This window comes from Campylobacter sp. LMG 17559, assembly GCF_024723605.1.
Classification (GTDB): domain Bacteria; phylum Campylobacterota; class Campylobacteria; order Campylobacterales; family Campylobacteraceae; genus Campylobacter_D.
In genome coordinates this window covers 129,074-148,962 of the sequence record NZ_JANQCZ010000001.1, presented here as the reverse complement: position 1 = coordinate 148,962, position 19,889 = coordinate 129,074, and the positions used below count along the sequence as shown (strand labels likewise).

Sequence of the window (19,889 nt, the reverse complement as noted above, 5' to 3'; positions counted from 1 at the left end):
AAAATAATACCAAAAATACTTTAAATTAAGTAAAACTATCTTATAATCATGATTTTAAATTTACTAAGGTAATACAATGAAAATTCCTTTTATAGACTTAAATGCTCAATATAATGCTTATAAAAATGAAATCGATGAGGCTATTAGTGAAATTTTACAAAGCACTTCTTTTATAGGTGGTGCAAAATTAGAAGAGTTTGAATATAATTTAGCTAAATATGTAGGTATTAAACATGCAATAGGTTGTTCAAGTGGCACAAGTGCGTTATTTTTAGCCTTGATGGCTTTGGGTGTAGGTAAAGATGATGAGGTAATAGTGCCAAGTTTTACCTTTATAGCTACAGCTGAAATGGTTGCTCTAATCGGCGCTAAACCTGTTTTTGTAGATATTGATTTTAAAGATTATAATCTTAGTTTAGAAAAAGTTCAAAGTGCTATCACGCCTAAAACTAAAGCTATAATTGCTGTGAGTATTTTTGGACTTATGCCCGATATGCTTACTCTAAAAGAGCTTTGTAAAAGTCAAAATATTGCTTTGATAGAAGATAGTGCGCAAAGTTTTGGAGCTAGTCAAAAAGGTATAAAATCATGTGCTATAGCTGATATATCATGCACAAGCTTTTTTCCGTCTAAGCCTTTAGGTGCTTATGGAGATGGTGGAGCGATTTTTACCCAAGATGATGAATTAGCACAAAAAATAAAAATTTATTTAAATCATGGACAAGTACAAAGATATAAGCATAAATACATCGGTATTAATGGAAGGCTTGATACTATCCAAGCAGCTATTTTAAATGTGAAATTAAAATACTTAGATGAAGAGATTAAAAAAAGAGAAGCAATAGCAAAAATTTATGATGAAAATTTAAAAAATTGTATTTTACCACCAAGAAAAGATGATTTTATGAGTGCCTGGGCTCAATATAGCGTGCGTGTAAAGAATAGAGAAAATTTCATGCAAAAATTACAAGAGCAAGGTATACCTACTGCTGTGCATTATCCTTTAGGGCTTCATTTGCAAGAAGCTTTTGATTATCTTGCTTATAAAAAGGGTGATTTGCCAAATACAGAGCTTTTAAGTGATGAAATTTTATCCTTACCTATGAGTGCATTTTTAAAAGAAGAGCACCAAGCTAGAGTGATTGAGGCTTTTAAATGAAAATAGGGCTTATAGGCCTTGGTAAAATGGGTAAAAACCATTTAAGAGAACTTGAGCGTAATTTAAAAGTAAAAGAAATTCATCTTTATGATCCTTTCTGTAAAGATAAATTTAAACACTTTTTTCATAAAAATTTTGATGATTTTTTAAAACAAAATCTTGATGGTGTTATCATTGCTACGCCTACCCATACGCATTTAGATATAGCTTTAAAAGTTTTTCCTAAAATAAAAAATGTTTTGATAGAAAAGCCTTTGGCGTTAAATGTTGATGAAATTTTAATCTTAGAGCAAAAAGCTAGAGAAAACAAAGTCAAAGTAGGGGTGGGTTTTTGTGAGAGATTTAATCCTGCTATTTTAACTTTAAAAGAAAAACTTTTAGAAGATGAGATTATAAGTATTAACATACAAAGAATTTCGCCTTATCCGCAAAGAATAAACGATGTAGGTGTTTTAAGTGATCTTAGTGTGCATGATATTGACTTAGTTAGATTTTTAAGTCAAGAGCAAATTTTAAAAGCAAATATTTATAAAAGCTTTCATCATGATAAATTTGAAGATGAGGTAATGATAAGCTTAAAATTAGAAAATATCTTAGCAAGTATTCATGATAGCTGGAATGGACAATGCATTATAAGAAAAATCACACTTTTAGGTAAAAAACATACTTATGAACTTGATCTTAAAAATTTTGAACTTTTTATCAATATGCAAAAAATTCCAAATTTATATGAAAATTCTCCTTTATATGCTGAGCATGAAGCCTTTTTTGAGCTTTTGCAAAATGGAGTTTGTGAAAATTTAGCTAGCATTGAAGATGCTTTGAGAGTGCAAGAAATTTTAGAAGGTGTTTGATAGTGAAATATGTATTTTTTTTAAATATGGGCGGGGTTAATAAACTTGAAGAATGTGAAGTTTTTTTAAAAAATATGTTTAATGATCCTTATATTTTAGGGATAAAAAATGTTTTTTTAAGAAAATTTGTAGCCTTTATGATAAGAAAATCAAGACTAAAAGCTATGAAGCAAAACTATGAAAAAATGGGTGGGAAATCCCCGCTTACTCAAATCACGCAAAGTTTATGTGATAAATTAAATTCTAAAACTAAAAAATATAGCTTTGATTTTATTAGTCTTTATGTACCACCCTTTGCAAATGAGGTTTTTTCAAAATATGATTTTCAAAAAAATGAAGAAATCATTTTATTTCCTTTATACCCCCATCATTCTAAAACCACTGTAACTAGTTCTTTAGAAGTGGTGCAAAATGAGCTAAGAAATATCCAAAATCAAGCTAATGTAAAAATCATTGATGTTTTTTATAAAGATGAACTTTATAATGAAATGATTATAAAGCATATTTTAGAAAAAAAGAAAGAGTGTGATTATAAAACTTTGATTTTTTCTGCCCATTCTTTACCGCTTTCAGTGATTAAAAAAGGCGATTTGTATGAAAAACATGTGCAAGAGCATGTGGGTATCTTAAAAGAAAAACTAAAAAATGAATTTGATCAAATCATTTTATCTTATCAATCAAAACTAGGTCCAGTTAAATGGCTTGAACCAAATACAAGTGATATTTTAGAAAGTTTAGATCAAAAAGCTTTGATTTATCCTATATCTTTTTGTATAGATTGTTCTGAAACTATTTTTGAACTTGGAGTTGAGTATAGACACTTAGCAAAAAGTGATTATGAGCTTATTGCTTGCCCTAATGATAGCGATGAGTTTATAGAGTTTATTTTAAATCAAGTAAAATATACTTTTTATATTAATGCTTTATAGCAGTATTAAAAAACATATATTTTTTTCTCGGGATATTTTCCAAATTCCAGTTTGACAGTTTTTGATTGAAGCTTGTACATCCACTAAACATACCTTGTGTGCTTATAACACTATCAATATTCCAATTGTTTAAATCTTGATTAAATTTTGGAGTTTTTGAAAAAGGAATTTTGAAAATAGAATCGCAAAAAAATGTATATTCCATCCATAATACATTTGAAACATCCCATTTATCCAAAGCTTGATTAAAACTAAAGCAATTTGAAAACATATAACTAATATTTATAACTTTAGTTGTGTCCCAATTGTTTAGATTTTGATTGAAATTTTCGCAACCAGCAAAAGTTGCATGCATGCTGATGATTTTGCTAGTATTCCATTTATCTAGTGGTTGGTTAAATGTTTTGCAATTGTAAAACATCCCAGCAATGGACTTTAAACTTTTTGTATTCCAATTATTTAGATTTTGATTGAATTTTTTACATCCATAAAACATTTTGTTCATGTATTTTACTTTGCTTACATCCCAGTTATTGACATAGGAATTAAAATTTTTACATCCATAAAACATTTCATTCATGCTTGTTACATTTGATACATCCCATTCTTCTATACCACTAAAATCTTTTCTTTTGCTATTTTTAAATAAACAATCCATTTCTTGTATATTGCTTACATTGATATCTTTAAGGCTTGTATTTAAATCATCAACTAAGGCTTTTAGTTCGCTTTTGGTTTTTGGATTATACATATGAGCATATTCTTTTTTACCAAAAATAAAAGATTGTGTTGTATTGTTTTTGTGGTCTTTGAATAATTTTTCATATTGTTTAAAATTTGCCAAAGAAAATATGGATTTGCAACAGCCACTAAACATATTATCTTTGATAGTTATGTTTTTTATGTCCCAATTATCAAGTGAATGCGTGAAATTTTTACAATTTTCAAACATAGATTTTGAATTTGTAATTTTAAGTGTATTCCATTTATCTAGAGCTTGATTAAAGCTTATGCAATTATAAAACATTTTAGAAGTTATTCTTAGATTAGATGTATTCCAAGAATTAATATTTTGATTAAATTTTTTACATCCTTGAAACATTTTATGTGTATTAACAAGATTAGATGTATTCCATTTATCTAGAGCTTGATTAAAATTTTCACACCCTTGAAACATTTTAGCCATGTTTTTTACTTTACTTACATCCCAGTTGTTGATATAGGAATTAAAATTTTTACATCCTAAAAACATCCCTTCCATGTTATCAACATTACTTGTATCCCAAGTTTCTATACCTATAAATTTTTCTTCACTAATATTACTAAATAAATAGCTCATATCTTGAATTAAACTTGTATCTATATTTTTAAGCGGAATATCTGATAGTATTAAATATTCAAGAGTTTCTTTTGTTTTTGGTTTGTGGATTATCTTTTTTGATTGCAGTTTGAGTAAATACAATATAACCAAAAATACAAGTAAAGATATAAATAATAAAACCCAGTACTTTAAATAAGCGAAACAAAAAATCAATATAAAAAAGATTATTATCATTGTAATTTTATTTTTTGATGTCATTGTTTTGACTTTCTATAGGCTTTAAATAACTTTCTTTTATCATAAGATTTACTGTATCTTTAAACATAGGTAAAGCACTTTGTGCAGCATAATAACTATAAGCCTTGGTAGGATTTCTTACCAAAACTCCTATGGTATAATTGTTTTTTTCATCATTTGCAAAGCCAAAAAATGAAGCATTATAGCGATTTGAAGTATAGCCTTTTCTTTCAGCAATCCTAGCTGTACCTGTTTTACCACCTATGATAATGCCTTGAGTTTGTGCTTTTTTACCTGTTCCTTTTTCTATAACATTGATTAAAATTTGTTGCATTTCTTTGGCAGCTTTACTTGAGAGAATTTTTTCTTTTTTAACTTCATCATCAAGTTTTATTAAGCGTCCATCTTGATAAATTTTATTTGCAATTTGTGGTGTGATATAAATTCCATCATTGTTAAATACATTATAAGCAGCTAGAAGTTGCATAAAAGTTGTTTTTAAGCCATAACCATAGCTTAATACAGATTTTTCTACTTCTCTTAATCTTTTTGGATTTGGTATTTCTCCTTTTTGTTCATAAGGAAGATCAATACCACTTCTTTCTCCAAAACGAAAAATTCTAAGCCCTGAGATGATTTCAAGATTGCTTAATCTTTGGGCGATTTTAATCATACCGACATTTGAAGAGTAGGTAATAACTTCTTCCATGCTCATTTTATCTTTTCTATGATCATCGCGTATAGTAAAACGACCAAGCTTATATTGACCACCTTGGGTGTTGATGATTTCATTGACTTTGATTTTATCTAGCATTAAAGCAGTGGTAAATATAAAAGGCTTTATAACAGAACCCGCTTCATAGCCATATTCTATCGCACTTGCATTAAGCACAGATAGATCTTTTCCACGATTTTGTGGATCATATCTTCTTGAGCTAGCAAGGGCTAAAATTTTTCCACTTTTACTTTCCATAATTGCAACTATAATTTCATTAGCTTTTAGATCTTCATTTCTTTTATCAATAGCCTTTTCTAAGCCTTTTTGGAGTTTTAGTGAAATATTTAAGTATAAATTACATCCATCTATTTTACGCTTTTCATAAGAGTGTAAATTTAAGATAATATTGCCACCTATATCTCTTAAACCTTGGATTTTTGCATTTTGTAAAGGACTTAAGCATTCATTGTAATATTTTTCTAAGCCTTTTATGCCGACATTTTTAAAAATTTCGCTTTTTTCGTCCATATAAGTTCTTGTGTAGCCTATGATAGGAGTAAGTGAGTCTTTTGGCATATACACGCGATCTTCTTTGTGTTCTATGATATCAAGTCCTCTTGTTTCAACTCTGCCATTGTTATTTGTAAAAGACTTAAAAAAACCTTGAGTATAAAGCTTTTTAGCTAATTCTTTTAAATAACTTGCATCTTTTGAATTAATATCTTGGAGTAAAATAAAATTATAACTTCTTCTTTTTTTTGCAAGCATTCTTTTTTTGATATCTTGCATTTGTTCATCGCTTGCACCACTATAAATTTGAAAAAGCGTTAAGAATAATTCTTTTTTATCAGGATTTAAACTTCTTAGATCAATCTCTGCTCTATAAATTTGCCTACTAGAAGTTACTGTAAAATTATCGCTTGTGATGATATTGCCTCTAAGAGCGGAAAAATATTGTTCTTTTTGGGTATTTGGTATATGGCGTTTTGAGGTTAGAAAAAAAGTAGAAAGTAAAAACAAGGCCATAAAAAACAGAGCCATACAAAAAGCAAAAGCTACCTTTGAAACTCTATTTCTAATGGTGTTTGAAAGCATATATTAAATTTGAGTTCTTGAAATTTCTTTATATGCATTTATAGCCTTATTTCTAACTTCAAGCATAAATTTCATACTTGATTCAGCTTTGCTAATAGCAATTGCTGCTTGGTGTAAGTCTTTTACTTCGCCTGTTGCGATGTCTACCATAGCAGCTTCAGCTGTTTCTTGAGTTTTATTAAGGTTGTTAATAGAATTTTTTAATAAGCTTGAAAATTCATCACCTATGTTATTTGTGTTGCTATTGTTGTTTTTGTTGTTAACATTGTTAAATTGATTTATACCATTAATAGTGTTCATTTATTAACCTCTTAGTAAATCTATCGCACTTTGTGCTATAGTTTTAGTACTTGTAAAAGCACTTACATTTGCTTGGTAAGCTCTTGTTGCTTCTATTAAATCGGCCATTTCAATGACTGGGTTTATATTTGGAAAAGCAACATAACCTTGTTCATTCGCATCTGGATGAGATGGATCAAATTTCATACGAAAATCTTTATCATCTCTTACAACCTTATCAACCACTACGCTCATTATAGCAGGTTTTGCATCTTTTTGCGAAGCAGGGTCATTTAAAGGATTTTCATATTCTAAAAAATTATTATCTTTAGCGATTTGTTTATTTAGTAATTCATTAAAATCAGTCGCTTTAAAAATCACTTCTCTTCTTCTATACGGACCGCCTTCTGCTGTTCTAGTAGTGTTTGCATTAGCTATATTTGAGCTAATTACATTCATTCTAAAGCGTTGCGCGCTAAGTCCGTATCCGCTAATATCAAAATCACTTAAATAAGCCATTATTTTTCTCCTAGCCTAATTTAGAGCTTGTGTCTATGATGGTTGAAAAAATATTACTTTGTCTTCTTAAAACACCATCTAAAGCAGTAATCATCATAGTATTTTTACTCATTTCAGTAGTTTCTACATCAAGATCTACTGTATTTGCGTCATTTCTTGCTAAATGCCCATCTCTTAAATAAATGGTTGATTTATTAGGATCTGGAAATTTCCAAGGTTTTTGATGATTTGCATTTGTACTTGCTAATTCAAGCTCTTTGGTATCTTTCTTTTTAAAAATTTCATTTGCTCTATTAACTAAAGCAGTTTCAAATTCTATATCTTTTGCTTTATAAAAAGGAGTATCAACATTTGCAAGGTTAGAATTAATCATTTGACTTCTTAGGTTTCTTCCTGCTAAAGCATCAACAATAAGTTCTTTTGATTTAAAAGGGCTTATCATAATTTTTCCTTTAAAATAAAGCTTTTATAGACTAAAAGCAAAAATCATTCCAAAATATTTATGCAATTTTGTTTATCTATAAGTATATCTTTTTATAGTAAATTTTTGAAATTTTTAAAGCCACTTTCAAGTGAAACTTTTTTTTCTAGTGTTTTTAAAAAATCTTTTTTTGTCATTTCTTTAGCACCCATAAATTTTAAATGCTCATTAGGCACTTGACAATCTATTAAAAAATCATATGGTTTTAAAAGCTCACAAAGTCTTATTAGGGCTACTTTTGAGGCATCTTTTTTAAGACTTATCATGCTTTCACCAAAAAATATTTTGCCTATGATAAGTCCATATAAACCACCGATTAAAATATCGTTTTCATAAACTTCAACACTATGAGCTAAATTTTGCTCAAAAAGCTTTGTATAAACTTGTATAAATTCTTGACTTATCCAAGTTTTTTTTCTTTTTGCGCAATGACTTATAAGAGAGTTAAAATCAAAATCAAGTCTTATTTCATAAGTTTTTAAAGCCTTTTTTATGCTTTTTTGTATACGCACTTCATCAGGTAAAAGCACCATTCTAGGAGAAGGGCACCACCAAGTAACAGGATTACTAGTCCATGGAAAAAGCCCTAGACGATAAGCATGAGGTATAAAATCTACTTCTAGCTTTTCGCTAATAAAAACAGGTGCATCATCAGGGCTTTTTAAAAGTTTAGAATACAAATTCGATTTTTTCATTTTTGGAAAGTTTGAGTTTTAATTTACCACCATTTTTTAATTTTCCAAACAAAATCTCATCGCTTAATCTCTCTCCTAATTCTTCAGCAATAATGCGTTTTAATAATCTTACCCCAAATTCTTTGTTATTGGTTTTTTTAGCAAGAAATTCTTTTACTTTTTTATCAGCTTCTATGGTGATATTATTTAAATTTTTCGCCATTAAATCTAGCTCTTTTTGGACGATTTGTTCTAAAATTTCTTGATTTAAGTCATTAAAATGAATGATTTTATCAATACGGTTGATAAACTCAGGCGCAAAAAAATCTTTTATGGCTTTATTACTTTTTTCTTTATCGCTGCTTAAAAAACCAAGCTCATTACTTTCTTTTAAGCCTAAATTTGAAGTCATAATGATAATAGTATTTTTAAAATCAGCTTTTAAACCACTATTATCCGTCAAGCTCGCATTATCAAAAATTTGCAAAAAAGTATTAGTTAAATCAGGATGAGCTTTTTCTATCTCATCAAATAAAACTACGCTAAAAGGATTTTTTCTAATACTATTACTAAGCAAGCCACCATCTTCATAGCCCACATAACCTGCTGAAGTTCCTATGAGTTTGCTCACGTCATGTTTTTGTGAGTATTCACTCATGTCAAATCTTTCAAGGTTAAGGTTTAAAATTTGTGCTAAATTTTTCGCAAGTTCGGTTTTACCAACCCCGCTTGAACCGGTAAATAAAAACACACCTTTTGGGGTGTTTTTACCTTTTAATCCTGCATAGCTTTGTTTTAAAATAGAACATAAAGCTTTAATAGCTTCATCTTGCCCAAAAATGTTTTGTTTTAAATCATGCTCTAAGTTCTTAAGAATTTTACCTTGATCGCTTTCATAAATTTTATGAGAATGTGTCATTCTTGCTAGAGTATTTTCTAAATCTTTTATTTTTACTATTTTTTTACTTTTTTTATCTTCTAAAGCAAAACTTGCACCAAGCTCATCGATTAAATCAATCGCACTATCTGGTAAAAATTTATCATGTAAAAATTGTTTTGCTAATTTTATACTTGTTTGTAAAATTTCATCACTGATTTTGATTTTGTGAAAATTTTCATATTTGCTTTTTAAGCCTTGTAAGATTAAAAAACATTCTTCTTCGCTTGGTTCATCTATATCAATTTTTGCAAATCTTCTACTTAGGGCTTTGTTTTTATCAAAGGTGTTTTTATATTCTATAAAAGTAGTTGCACCTATGCATTTAATGTTGCCATTACTTAGTGCAGGTTTTAATAAATTTGACATATCTGCATGACTTTCATTACTTGCGCCAGTTCCTACTATGGTGTGAATTTCATCTATAAATAAAATAGCATTAGGGATATTTTCTAATTCTTTAATGATATCTTTTAATCTTTTTTCAAAATCACCTCTGTATTTTGTCCCTGAAAGCAAGCTTGCCATATCAAGACTATAAATTTTTGAGTTTTTTAAATGTTTTGGTACTTTTTCTTCAGCTATAGCTAACGCTAGTCCATCTATAATGGCACTTTTACCAACGCCTGGCTCACCAACTAAAATAGGATTATTTTTTTTGCGACGGCTTAGAATTTGCATCATTCTTTCAAGTTCAAATTTCCTACCTATAACAGGATCTATTTTGCTTTTTTTTGCAAGTTCAACTAGCTCTATAGTATGGGTTTTTAAATTTTCAAATTCAGCATTTTGCAATAATTCTTTTATTTTTTCTTCTTCTATTAGGTGTTTTTTTAAAATATTATAAGAATAAGCTTTTTCTTCTTTGCAAAGTGCGATGATAAAATCAATCACACTTGTTTGATTTTTTGCATTTAGCTTGTGTAGTATATTTTCCAAGATCACAGAAAAAATAGGTTCTATTTCTTTTTTTAAAATTTCGTTATTTTTAGCTAAGTAGTTTTTTAACTCATTTTCAAAGCCTTGTAAATCACCATCCCCGATTTCTTCAAGTAGATTTTTAAAATCATTGCTAAGCTTAACTAAAGCAAAAAGCAAATGTTCACAAGTGATAAATTCATGATGATTGATAAAGCTTAAATGTCTTGCATTTGGTATAAATGAGTCAATTAATTCTTTATATTTCATTGTTCTTCTATCCTTGTTTGGAGTGGAAAATCATTGTTTTTTGCTGCCGTGTCAACTTGCTGTTTTTTACTTAGTGCAATCTCTTCTGTATATATACCACAAACTCCACTTCCTTGATGATGGATTTCAAGCATAATTGCACTTGCTTTTTCAAAATCATGATGAAAAATATTCATTAAAATTTCAATTACAAAATCCATAGTGGTAACATCATCATTTAAAAGCAAAACCTTAAACATTTTAGGTTCTGCTAGTTTTTGTTGTTCTAAAATTTCACTTTTTAGACTCATTTAATATCCTAGTAATATCTTCTTGCATAGTTTGAGTAGAAACTTTTCCAAGATAATATTTCACATAACTTTTTGAGTCTTTATTCCAAAAGTCTGTTAAATCTTGATAAATACCATCTTTTAAAACTACTTTAAAAGGAAGTTGTTCCATGCTTTGGTAATTAATATCTTTTAAGGCTTGTGCAACAATTCTATTATTTTCTTTAGAATTGCTTAAAAAATAATACGCCCCATATTTAATGGCAAAATCTTTTATGGTTTGATCGCTTACATTTTCAAAATGACTAAGCCCTATGATGATAAAATTATCTGTATTTTTTTGCCATAAGCTTGTTAAATGGGTAGCTTCTTCTTGGCAAGGTGTGCAAAAGGTTCCAAAAAAATCAAACATTAAAATTTTATTCTCTTCGCCTTTTACCACAAAACCATTTTGTGTTCTTACTAAGGTTTTTTCACCACCATTGACACTTTTTAAAAGAATTTCATCACCCATTTTATACTCAGCAAATGCAAATTTGTTTTCAATTTTTTCTTCGCTTGAGCAAGCATTTATTAAAAATGCAAAAGCAAATGTAAAAAATAAATAAGCAAATTTTTTCATCAAAATCCTTTTTTAATAATGATTTTTCATAGCAGCTCTTGCCTCAAGATCTGCTTGTTTTTTCTTTAAACTTTCTCTTTTATCGTGTAAGTTTTTTCCTTTGGCTAAGGCTATTAAGACTTTTGCTTTATTTTTTTCATTAAAATAAAGTTCTAATGGCACTATAGTAAAACCTTGGGTGCTAATTTTACCAAAAAGTCTATCGATTTGCTTTTTATGCATTAAAAGTTTTCGCGCACCTTTTTCATCATGTTTGTAAAATGAATGAGTGGTGCTAAGATGAGAAATATGAGCATTAAGTAAGAAAATTTCACCTTTGATAATACGCACAAAAGAATCTTTCAAATTTGCTCTACTAGCTCTTAATGCCACTACTTCAGAACCCTTTAAAACAATACCTGCTTCAAATTTTTCCAAAATTTCATAATCAAAAAAAGCTTTTTTGTTTTTAACTATAGTTTTTTTCATCGTTTAGCCTTAAAAACTCCACTTCCACTTCCACTTAAAAAATAAGCTTCATCAAGAAAAGTTTGCATTTTAGGATAAATTTTTACACAAGGAGCAAATAAGTCATTTAAATCAGTGTTTTTATACTCTAAAATTTCACTTGTTTTGAGTGTTTTAAGTGTTTTGGCTAAATTTAAATTCGCTGTTAAATCATATGAGCTTTCATCAAATGCTTTATATACTTTTGCGCTTGAGCATTCAATAGATGGAAAAGTAAAATCAAGTTGGCTAAAATCATCTTCAAAATATTCTACAATCTCGCCACACCCACTAACATTTGCACTATCATATCCGCTTAAAAAAAAGATTAAATCAGAGCCAAGTTTCTGGCAGATTTGTTCAAGTTGTTGTTGGTTAAGTTTTAAATTTAAAGTTTCGTTGATCATTAATAAAAATGCAACCGCATCAGTGCTACTTCCACCAAGGCCTCCACCTATGGGAATGTTTTTGATAAGCTTTAAACTTTTATCTTTAAAAAATTCATTTAATTCATTAGAAAATCCTAAATTTTCTAATTCTTTATAAGCTTTGTGTATGATGGTATCTTGGGTAAAATTTCCAGTGATTTCAAACCCTTCTTTGGTTTTTTTATCACTAAAGCTTAATTCATCAAAAATATCTTTTAATAAGACAAAGCGTGATTGTAATAAATGATAAGATCTTGAGTCAATTCCTATGATTTTTAAAAAAATATTAGCTTTTGCGTAAGCTTTCATTTTTTTAGCTTTTTACTCAGATCATCAAGTTTTATCGTTTCATCGCTAATTGCATGTAAATTTTCACTTTTTACCTGCTCGATAAGCTCTTTGCGTAGTATCATTAAAGACTTTGGAGCTTCGATGCCTATTTTAGCATAGCCTTTACCTGTTTGAACTACTTTGATTTCTATATCATCTCCGATTTTTATACTTTCATTTTCTTTTCTTGATAAAATTAACATTTTAATACCTTATTTAAATAATATTGCACTTGATTATCTTGGATAGAAATGATAGAAAAAAAATCTTTTTCTTCTAAAATATAGCTACCTTCTTCTTGAATTTCCAAATCGTCCAAAAATATTTTTTGTCCATTGTGTAATTTTTGGGGGTATTTTATCGTATTTTTTCTAAGATTTAAATAAGCTAAAGGATTTAACTCTTTTTCATTCTCATAAAAAAACTTTCCTTCACTTAAGCGTTCTAATGAGCTTAGCGTGGCTTTAATACCAAGTTTTCTAGCAAATAATTCACAATAAGAGCGTATATAAGAACCCTCACTAACTGCTATTTCTATGGTTAAAAAGGGGTGGTTATAGTGTAAAATTTTAGTATAAAAAATTTCCATAACACAGGGCTTTAAATTGACTTCAAAACCTCTTTTTGCAAGCTCATAAGAGCGTACTCCATCTATTTTTTTTGCACAAAATGCGGGTGGGGTGTAGGTGATTTTACCTAAAAGTTCATTTTTAATTTGTTCTAAAATTTGCTCATCAAAAGCATTTATAAGATTGATCTCTTTAATATTTTGATTATCAAGGCTTAGTGAATGCACGCCTAGCCAAAGCGTTGCTTTGTAAACCTTTGGATTTTTATCAAAAAAGCGAAAAAGTTTTGTGTATTGATCAAAGGCTATGAGTAAAACACCTTTTGCAAAAGGATCAAGTGTTCCTGAAAAACCTGCTTTTTTGTTTTTATATTTTTTTTTGAGTTTGCCTAAAAAAGCATTAGAACTCATTCCACTTGGTTTGTAAGCTACAAAAAGTTTATTCATATCACTTTTTCCACAAAACTTGACATTATCATTCTTTCTATGCCTCCAAAATTAATCGTGAGTTTTTCTTCAGCACCTATTTTACTTACCCCAGTGACTCTGCCTATGCCAAAAATTTTATGTTTGATTAAATCGCCTTTTTTATAGCAATTTTTTTGATGATCTAGTGTTAATTCTTTTTTGATTACATTACTCTCGCCAAAAAATCTACTTTTTTCTAATCTTGTGCGACTTCCTTTATAAAATCTAGAATTAGCATAGCTTAAATAAAGTTTTTTCTTGGCTCTAGTGATTGCTACATAGGCAAGTCTTCTTTCTTCTTCTATATTGCTTGATTCGCTAGTGAGTGGGAAAAATCCTTCTTCTAAACCTATGATAAAAACATAATCAAACTCAAGTCCTTTGCTTGCATGAATACTCATAATACAAATACTTTCTTTATCAAGTCCATCTTGCTCATTAAGTAAAGAAATTTCATTTAAAATATCATCTAAGCCATTATAATTTCCATGAGTGATTTTATCTTTTAAGTTAGCATAAAGTTCATCTATATTTAAAAGTTTATCTTCACCTTCTGGGTTATCTTTATAAAATTCTTTGATTTTAAATTCTTCTTCTAAGGCTAAAATCATTGCAAGCAAATCATCTTTTTCTTTGATTTTGTGTATGCTTAGTATGAATTTTTCTAATTCTTTGTCTGTTTTTTTACTAAAAAAACCACTCCCTTGCAAAGCACATAGACTTTCAAATAAAGACAAATGGTTTTCTTTGGCATAATTTTCTAGCTTTTCTAAACTTGCATTACCAAAATTTCTTTTAGGGCGGTTGATAATGCGTTTAAAAGAATAATCATCATTTAAATTTGAAAGTAATCTTAAATAAGAAATAATATCTTTAATCTCAGCTCTTTCATAAAAACGAATTCCGCTTAGCAATTTAAAAGGAATTTTTTCTTTGCTAAAAGCTTCTTCAAGAGCACGAGATAGAGCATTTACTCTATAAAGTATGGCTATTTCACTAGGATTAATTCCTGAGTTTAAAAGTTTTGAAACTTCTCTTGCAACCTTAAAGCTTTCAATTTTCTCATCATCATTTTGCAAAATTGTGATTTCTTCGCCCTCATCTTTGGTGCAAATTAAAGTTTTCCCTAGTCTTTTTCTATTGTGCTCTATAAGTTCATTTGCAGCTTGTAAAATAGCGCTAGTTGAGCGATAATTTTGCTCTAATTTGACTAATTTTACATTGTTAAATTGCTCTTTGAAATTTAAGATATTTTCTATTTTAGCCCCACGCCATCCATAAATACTTTGATCATCATCGCCTACCACGCAAATATTTTCATGAGACGTGCAAAGTTTTTTTAGAATTTGATATTGTAAGGCATTGGTATCTTGATACTCATCTACTGTTATATAAGTATATTTTTGACTTTGCTCTTTTGCAAATTGTTCATCTTCTAAAATTTTATTAGTTAGCATGAGTAAATCATCAAAATCCATGAAATTATTTTGGATTAAAAAATGTTCATATTGCTCATATAAATGAATGATTTCTTCGTAATTTTTGTTTTTTTCATCTTTTAAAAATTCTAATTCTTTGCGTATTTCTTGGGCGCTTTTGCTTTGATTTTTAAAATTTGAAATATAAGCACCTATGCTTACTAAAGAGCTTTGTAAATTTTCGCTAGCTAAATCTTTTAGTATTTTCTTTTTATCATCTGTATCGATAATGACAAAATTATTTGCTCTATTAATTCTTTCACTATAAAGTCTTAAGAATAACAAGCCAAATTTATGAAAAGTGCATAAAAGGGGATTGTGTAGATTTTGATCTTGTAAAAGTGCTAAGGCTCTTGTTTTCATTACATTAGCAGCTTTATTTGTAAAGGTTAGTGTGAGGGTGTTTTGCGCAGGAATACCTACATGATCAATCAAATAAGCAAGCCTAGTGGTAATGGTTTTAGTCTTTCCACTACCTGCGCCTGCTAGTATTAGCATAGCTCCATCAATATGCATGATAGCTTCTTTTTGGCTATCATTTAAACCTTCAAAAAAACTCATTTTTTAAATAAATCTTTATTGTTAGGATTATTTAAAAAAGCATTCATGGATTTTTCTTTTAATTTTTGATCATTTTGCTTTTTGAAATAGTTTGAAAAATTGACAAAAATGATATTATCTTCAACTTGAATTTGAGTAATTGCCCCTAAATCCACTTTCACAAAAGTTGCAAAATCATCAGGTCCAAAACCTGCATGAAATTCTATATGCTCATTTGTTAAAACTATGGATTTAAAAGTATAACCACCAAGAGCAAAAAGACAATAAGGATTTTTACTCACTACATCTAATTCTGGTGGTAAAGGAGGTTCAAGTGTAACAAATTTAGTATTTACAATGATATTAAACTCAATATCTTCTTGGATTAAAATTTGTAAACATTCATAAATGCTTTTTTGCATTAAACTTATAAAATTTTTATTGTTTAAAATTTTATCAATCATTGCTTAGCCTTAAAAATTCATCTACTAGTATTCTAACTTGCTCTAAACCTATATTCCAAAACTCATCACTTTCTATATCAAAGCCAAACATAGCTACAAGTTCTTTTGGACTTTTGCTTCCCCCACTACTTAAAAACTCAGTATAAATCGAAGTAAAATCAGTACATTTACCACTTTTATATAGTCCATAAAGTGCTAAAACTAAAAGTTGTGCATAAGCATAAGCATAGCAGTAAAATGGAGAGTGTATAAAATGTGGTATATAAGAATACCAAAGGCCATAATTTTTGGTTAAAACTACACTATCTTGAAACATTTTTCTTGATTCTTCAAGCCAAATCTCACTTAGTTCTTGAGCGCTTAGTTCTTCTTTTTTAGCATGAAATCTGCGTTCAAAAGTAGTAAAATTAATCTGTCTATAAAGAGTAGCAAAAATATCTTCTATTTTTGCTGCATATAAAGACAGAAGCTCTTCTTTGTCTAAATTTTCTTTAATATAATCAAAAATCAACATTTCTGCAAATACTGAAGCAGTTTCTGCTGTAGTTAGCGGTGTATCTTGATTTAAAAAACTTACTTTATAGGAAAGTTTTTGATGTATAGTGTGGCCTAGCTCATGTGCTAGAGTAAAAAGATCGCGTCTTTGGTTGGTATAGTTTAACAGTATGAAAGGATGACTTAGTGGCGTGCTTGAGTGAGAAAAAGCACCGCTTTGTTTAAATTCTTTAGGGTAAACATCGATCCAATTATTCTCAAAAGCTTCTTTTGCTATCATATAAAAATCTTTAGAAAATTTTTCAAAGGCTTTTAAAACTATATCTTTTCCTTGATCAAAATCAACTTGCATTTCCTTTCCAATAGGCGCATAACGATCATAATCTTTTAACTTTTTATACCCTAGAATTTTTTTCTTTGTATTGTAAAATTTAGAAACAATATCAAAGCTATTCTCGCTAGCACTAATAAGTGCATCAACACTTTTTTTAGAAATTTGATTTCTTATATGTCTTGGGGTTTCAGGACTTTCATAAGATCTTAACTCACAAATACTAGCAAGTTCACTTTTAATCATATTAAAAATATATACTAAAAGTTTGTTTTGTTTTTTTAAAGTTTTGCTAAAGCATTTTGAAGCTTTTTTTCTAATGCTTCTATCTTTATCATAAAGCTTGCTTAGAATTTCTTCTTCGCTTAATTTTTGTCCTTCAAAATTAAATTTTAAAGCACTAAAGGTTTCATCAAATAATCTTGCAAATGCATTTGAACCTGTACTTGATAGAGCTAAGATGACTCTTTCTTCTTTTTTAGAAAGATTGTGTTTTTTGTGTTTGATAAGATTATTTAAATAAAACTCATAATCTTTGCAAAATGTGATGAAAGTTTTACTTTTTTCTTCTTTTAACTCGCAAAATTCAAGTTCAAAAAATAAAAGATTTTCTTCTATTTTTTTACTTAAATTTTCATATTTTGCATAAAAAGCACCCTTGGTAGTATCTTGAGCAAAATTTAAATACACATAGGTTAGTATGTGGGAAAGCTTTAAGATTAATTCTTCATAATTTTTTAAAGCTTGCAAGAATTGCTGATTGTCTAAACTATGAAGATTATTTTCATATTGTTTTTTAAATTCACAAGCTTCATCTTGGGTTTTTTGTAAAAAAAGATTTAATTCTTGCTCATCTTTAAATAATATACTTAAGTTCCAATTTTGCATGATTTTAGCTTTCTAAAATGAGTTTTTTTAATACAGCCATTCTAATGGCAACACCATTTTTAACTTGAGTTAAAACCTTACATCTTTTATCAGCCATTACTTCATCGCTAATATCAATGTTTCTATGCACAGGGCCTGGGTGCAAGATAATGAGATTTTTATCTTTTATTAAGTCTTTGCTAATGCAAAAATCATTTGCATAATCTTTAAGCGATGCATAGGTTGGAATATTGTGTCTTTCAGTTTGTGTTCTAAGGCTCATGATAATATCTACATCGTCAATGACTTCTTTTAGTTTATTTGTTTTTTTAATGGGATAATTTGGCATAAAATGAGGTGGGGCTACTAGGGTAATGTCTATACCAAAACGAGGTAATAATTCTAAATTTGAAGCAGCAACGCGTGAGTTTTTAATATCTCCTACTATTGCTATTTTTTTACCTTTTACATTATAATCAAAATGCTCCATTATAGTAAAAAGATCAAGTAAAGCTTGGGTAGGATGAGCGTGTTTACCATCGCCTCCATTAACTATAGGACAATGAGTATAATTTGCTAAAGTATGAGGCACACCTGAGTTTTTGTGTCTAACTACAATAGCACTTGGTGCCATTGCATCTAAATTCGCAGCAGTATCAAAAAGTGTTTCACCTTTACTTGAACTACTTCTTGAAACATCTAATTTTAAAACTTTAGCACCCAGTCTTCTTGCAGCTGTTTCAAAGCTTGATTGAGTGCGTGTTGAATTTTCAAAGAAAATTGTTGTGACACTTTTTCCTTCTAAAAATGTACGCGGTTTTTCATCTAAAAATTCTTTTGCTTCTTTAAATAAAGCCAAGATTTCATCATTGCTAAAATCTTTTGTAGTAATTAAATGCCTCATAAGTCCTCCTTAAATTTTTAAATTAAGCTCATTATCTGAACAAATAGCACTAAATAAAACATCTGTTGAGCTATTTAAAGCTGTTTCAACGCTATCTTGGATAACCCCTATGATAAATCCAACCGCAACTACTTGCATGGCTATGTCATAATCAATATTAAACAAAGAGCAAGCAAGTGGTATAAGTAAGAGTGAGCCTCCAGCAACCCCGCTAGCTCCACAAGCTGCAAATGCGGCTAAAACACTCAAAAGCATAGCTTGTAAAAAATTTATTTCAATGCCTACTGTATGAGCTGCTGCAAGACTTAATATGGCTATGGTTACAGCTGCTCCTGCCATATTAATCGTAGCGCCTAGTGGAATAGAAATACTATATAAATTATTATTGATATTTAATTTAGAGCAAAGTGCCATATTTACAGGGATGTTTGCTGCAGAACTTCTTGTGAAAAATGCAAAAACAGCGCTATGTTTTAAGCAAATAAAAATCAAAGGATAAGGATTTTTCTTTGTATAAGCAAAGACAATTAAAGCATTAATCACAAAGGCTACAAAAAACATGGTTAAAACTAAAATTATTAATAATTTAACATAACTTAAAAGTCCTGCTGCTCCTGTTTGAGCAACTGAATTTGCTACAAGTCCAAAAATTCCAAATGGAGCAAGCTTGACTATAAATTTAACAATTTTTAATACACCTTCGTTGATATCAGTAAAAAGTTGTTTTGCGTCATTTGAACAGTGCCTTAGGGCAAAACCCCCACCTATGGCCCAAGCTAATATACTTAAATAATTTCCTGAAGATAAGGCGTGGATAGGATTATCTACGATTTGAAAAAGTAAGGTTTTAAATACTTCGCCTATATGTGCAGGGCTTGTAGTAGAAGCTTTTTCAATATCGGTTAATACTAATTCTACGGGAAAGACAAAGCTTATACTAACCGCGCTTAAAGAAGCTAAAAAAGTTCCAAATATATATAAGAAAATGATATGTTTTATTTTTTCGCTTCCATGATTAAATTCTTTTGTGCAAATAGTTGTTAAGATTAAGATAAAAACCAAAATCGGTGCTATGGCTTTTAAAGCTCCTGTAAATAAAGCACCAAAAATATTTGCAAAAATAGCTAAATCTTTAGAAAAAATACCTACTAAAATTCCTAAAATAATACCTATGCAAATTTGTAAAATAAGATTTCCATCTTTATAGCGTTTGATTGCACAAGAAAATAAACTCATTTTTTACCTTTT

At 29.0% G+C, this 19,889-nt stretch carries 21 protein-coding genes; 3 read left to right on the top strand and 18 right to left on the bottom strand.

Annotated elements, in window-relative coordinates; translation table 11 throughout:
- Window positions 1-82 precede the first annotated feature (82 nt).
- Genes CAMP5082_RS00775 through hemH form a run of 3 tightly spaced genes read left to right on the top strand, consistent with a single transcriptional unit; the run spans window position 83 to window position 2,942 of the window.
- Window positions 83-1,159, top strand: coding sequence for a DegT/DnrJ/EryC1/StrS family aminotransferase (locus CAMP5082_RS00775; RefSeq protein ID WP_337205651.1), 1,077 nt, complete (start codon window positions 83-85; stop codon window positions 1,157-1,159).
- Entirely contained in the window at window positions 1,156-2,013 is an 858-nt protein-coding gene (locus CAMP5082_RS00770) for a Gfo/Idh/MocA family protein (RefSeq protein WP_337205628.1), read from the top strand. The genes CAMP5082_RS00775 and CAMP5082_RS00770 overlap by 4 nt, the downstream gene beginning before the upstream one ends.
- 2 nt (window positions 2,014-2,015) lie before the next feature.
- Window positions 2,016-2,942, top strand: a complete 927-nt coding sequence (gene hemH, locus CAMP5082_RS00765) for a ferrochelatase (protein WP_337205627.1) — start codon at window positions 2,016-2,018, stop codon at window positions 2,940-2,942.
- Here the strand turns inward: hemH and CAMP5082_RS00760 are convergent.
- From CAMP5082_RS00760 to sstT, 18 genes are all read right to left on the bottom strand, one after another.
- Entirely contained in the window at window positions 2,929-4,497 is a 1,569-nt protein-coding gene (locus CAMP5082_RS00760; RefSeq protein WP_337205626.1) for a BspA family leucine-rich repeat surface protein, read from the bottom strand. The genes hemH and CAMP5082_RS00760 overlap by 14 nt on opposite strands.
- Window positions 4,498-4,504: 7 nt before the next feature.
- Complete coding sequence (locus CAMP5082_RS00755; RefSeq protein WP_337205625.1) at window positions 4,505-6,313, bottom strand: peptidoglycan D,D-transpeptidase FtsI family protein; 1,809 nt, start codon at window positions 6,311-6,313, stop codon at window positions 4,505-4,507.
- A gap of 3 nt (window positions 6,314-6,316) precedes the next feature.
- Entirely contained in the window at window positions 6,317-6,613 is a 297-nt protein-coding gene (gene fliE, locus CAMP5082_RS00750; protein ID WP_337205624.1) for a flagellar hook-basal body complex protein FliE, read from the bottom strand.
- A 3-nt stretch (window positions 6,614-6,616) separates the two neighbouring features.
- Window positions 6,617-7,111: a flagellar basal body rod protein FlgC gene (gene flgC / locus CAMP5082_RS00745; RefSeq protein WP_039618718.1), complete on the bottom strand. Its 495-nt coding sequence runs from the start codon at window positions 7,109-7,111 to the stop codon at window positions 6,617-6,619.
- A 10-nt stretch (window positions 7,112-7,121) separates the two neighbouring features.
- Entirely contained in the window at window positions 7,122-7,553 is a 432-nt protein-coding gene (gene flgB, locus CAMP5082_RS00740; RefSeq protein ID WP_337205623.1) for a flagellar basal body rod protein FlgB, read from the bottom strand.
- 92 nt (window positions 7,554-7,645) lie between these two features.
- Window positions 7,646-8,287 (bottom strand): leucyl/phenylalanyl-tRNA--protein transferase, encoded by a 642-nt coding sequence (gene aat, locus CAMP5082_RS00735; RefSeq protein WP_337205622.1) that lies wholly within the window; start codon window positions 8,285-8,287, stop codon window positions 7,646-7,648.
- Window positions 8,262-10,391 carry an AAA family ATPase gene (locus CAMP5082_RS00730; RefSeq protein ID WP_337205621.1) on the bottom strand — a complete coding sequence of 710 codons (2,130 nt, stop codon included), beginning with the start codon at window positions 10,389-10,391 and terminating at the stop codon, window positions 8,262-8,264. Before CAMP5082_RS00730 ends, aat begins: the two co-directional genes overlap by 26 nt.
- Window positions 10,388-10,681: an ATP-dependent Clp protease adaptor ClpS gene (locus tag CAMP5082_RS00725; RefSeq protein WP_087684979.1), complete on the bottom strand. Its 294-nt coding sequence runs from the start codon at window positions 10,679-10,681 to the stop codon at window positions 10,388-10,390. Before CAMP5082_RS00725 ends, CAMP5082_RS00730 begins: the two co-directional genes overlap by 4 nt.
- Window positions 10,665-11,282 carry a TlpA family protein disulfide reductase gene (locus CAMP5082_RS00720; protein WP_337205620.1) on the bottom strand — a complete coding sequence of 206 codons (618 nt, stop codon included), beginning with the start codon at window positions 11,280-11,282 and terminating at the stop codon, window positions 10,665-10,667. The genes CAMP5082_RS00725 and CAMP5082_RS00720 overlap by 17 nt, the downstream gene beginning before the upstream one ends.
- Window positions 11,283-11,294: 12 nt before the next feature.
- Window positions 11,295-11,750: an SsrA-binding protein SmpB gene (gene smpB / locus CAMP5082_RS00715; RefSeq protein WP_039668585.1), complete on the bottom strand. Its 456-nt coding sequence runs from the start codon at window positions 11,748-11,750 to the stop codon at window positions 11,295-11,297.
- A complete protein-coding gene (locus CAMP5082_RS00710; protein ID WP_337205619.1) occupies window positions 11,747-12,505 on the bottom strand; it encodes a 4-(cytidine 5'-diphospho)-2-C-methyl-D-erythritol kinase in 759 nt (252 codons plus the stop codon). Before CAMP5082_RS00710 ends, smpB begins: the two co-directional genes overlap by 4 nt.
- The gene (gene csrA / locus CAMP5082_RS00705) at window positions 12,502-12,729 is read right to left on the bottom strand and encodes a carbon storage regulator CsrA (protein ID WP_012661763.1); all 228 of its coding nucleotides are present in this window, start codon (window positions 12,727-12,729) and stop codon (window positions 12,502-12,504) included. Before csrA ends, CAMP5082_RS00710 begins: the two co-directional genes overlap by 4 nt.
- Window positions 12,723-13,541, bottom strand: a complete 819-nt coding sequence (truB, locus tag CAMP5082_RS00700) for a tRNA pseudouridine(55) synthase TruB (protein WP_047208431.1) — start codon at window positions 13,539-13,541, stop codon at window positions 12,723-12,725. Before truB ends, csrA begins: the two co-directional genes overlap by 7 nt.
- On the bottom strand, window positions 13,538-15,601 hold the full coding sequence (locus tag CAMP5082_RS00695; RefSeq protein ID WP_337205618.1) for an ATP-dependent helicase: 2,064 nt from the start codon (window positions 15,599-15,601) through the stop codon (window positions 13,538-13,540). The genes truB and CAMP5082_RS00695 overlap by 4 nt, the downstream gene beginning before the upstream one ends.
- Window positions 15,598-16,044, bottom strand: coding sequence for a hypothetical protein (locus CAMP5082_RS00690; RefSeq protein ID WP_074691700.1), 447 nt, complete (start codon window positions 16,042-16,044; stop codon window positions 15,598-15,600). Before CAMP5082_RS00690 ends, CAMP5082_RS00695 begins: the two co-directional genes overlap by 4 nt.
- Complete coding sequence (locus CAMP5082_RS00685) at window positions 16,037-17,758, bottom strand: M3 family oligoendopeptidase (protein ID WP_337205617.1); 1,722 nt, start codon at window positions 17,756-17,758, stop codon at window positions 16,037-16,039. The genes CAMP5082_RS00690 and CAMP5082_RS00685 overlap by 8 nt, the downstream gene beginning before the upstream one ends.
- Before the next feature lie 4 nt (window positions 17,759-17,762).
- On the bottom strand, window positions 17,763-18,641 hold the full coding sequence (locus CAMP5082_RS00680) for an aspartate carbamoyltransferase catalytic subunit (RefSeq protein ID WP_337205616.1): 879 nt from the start codon (window positions 18,639-18,641) through the stop codon (window positions 17,763-17,765).
- Window positions 18,642-18,650: 9 nt separating this feature from the next.
- The gene (gene sstT / locus CAMP5082_RS00675; RefSeq protein WP_337205615.1) at window positions 18,651-19,877 is read right to left on the bottom strand and encodes a serine/threonine transporter SstT; all 1,227 of its coding nucleotides are present in this window, start codon (window positions 19,875-19,877) and stop codon (window positions 18,651-18,653) included.
- Window positions 19,878-19,889 lie beyond the last annotated feature (12 nt).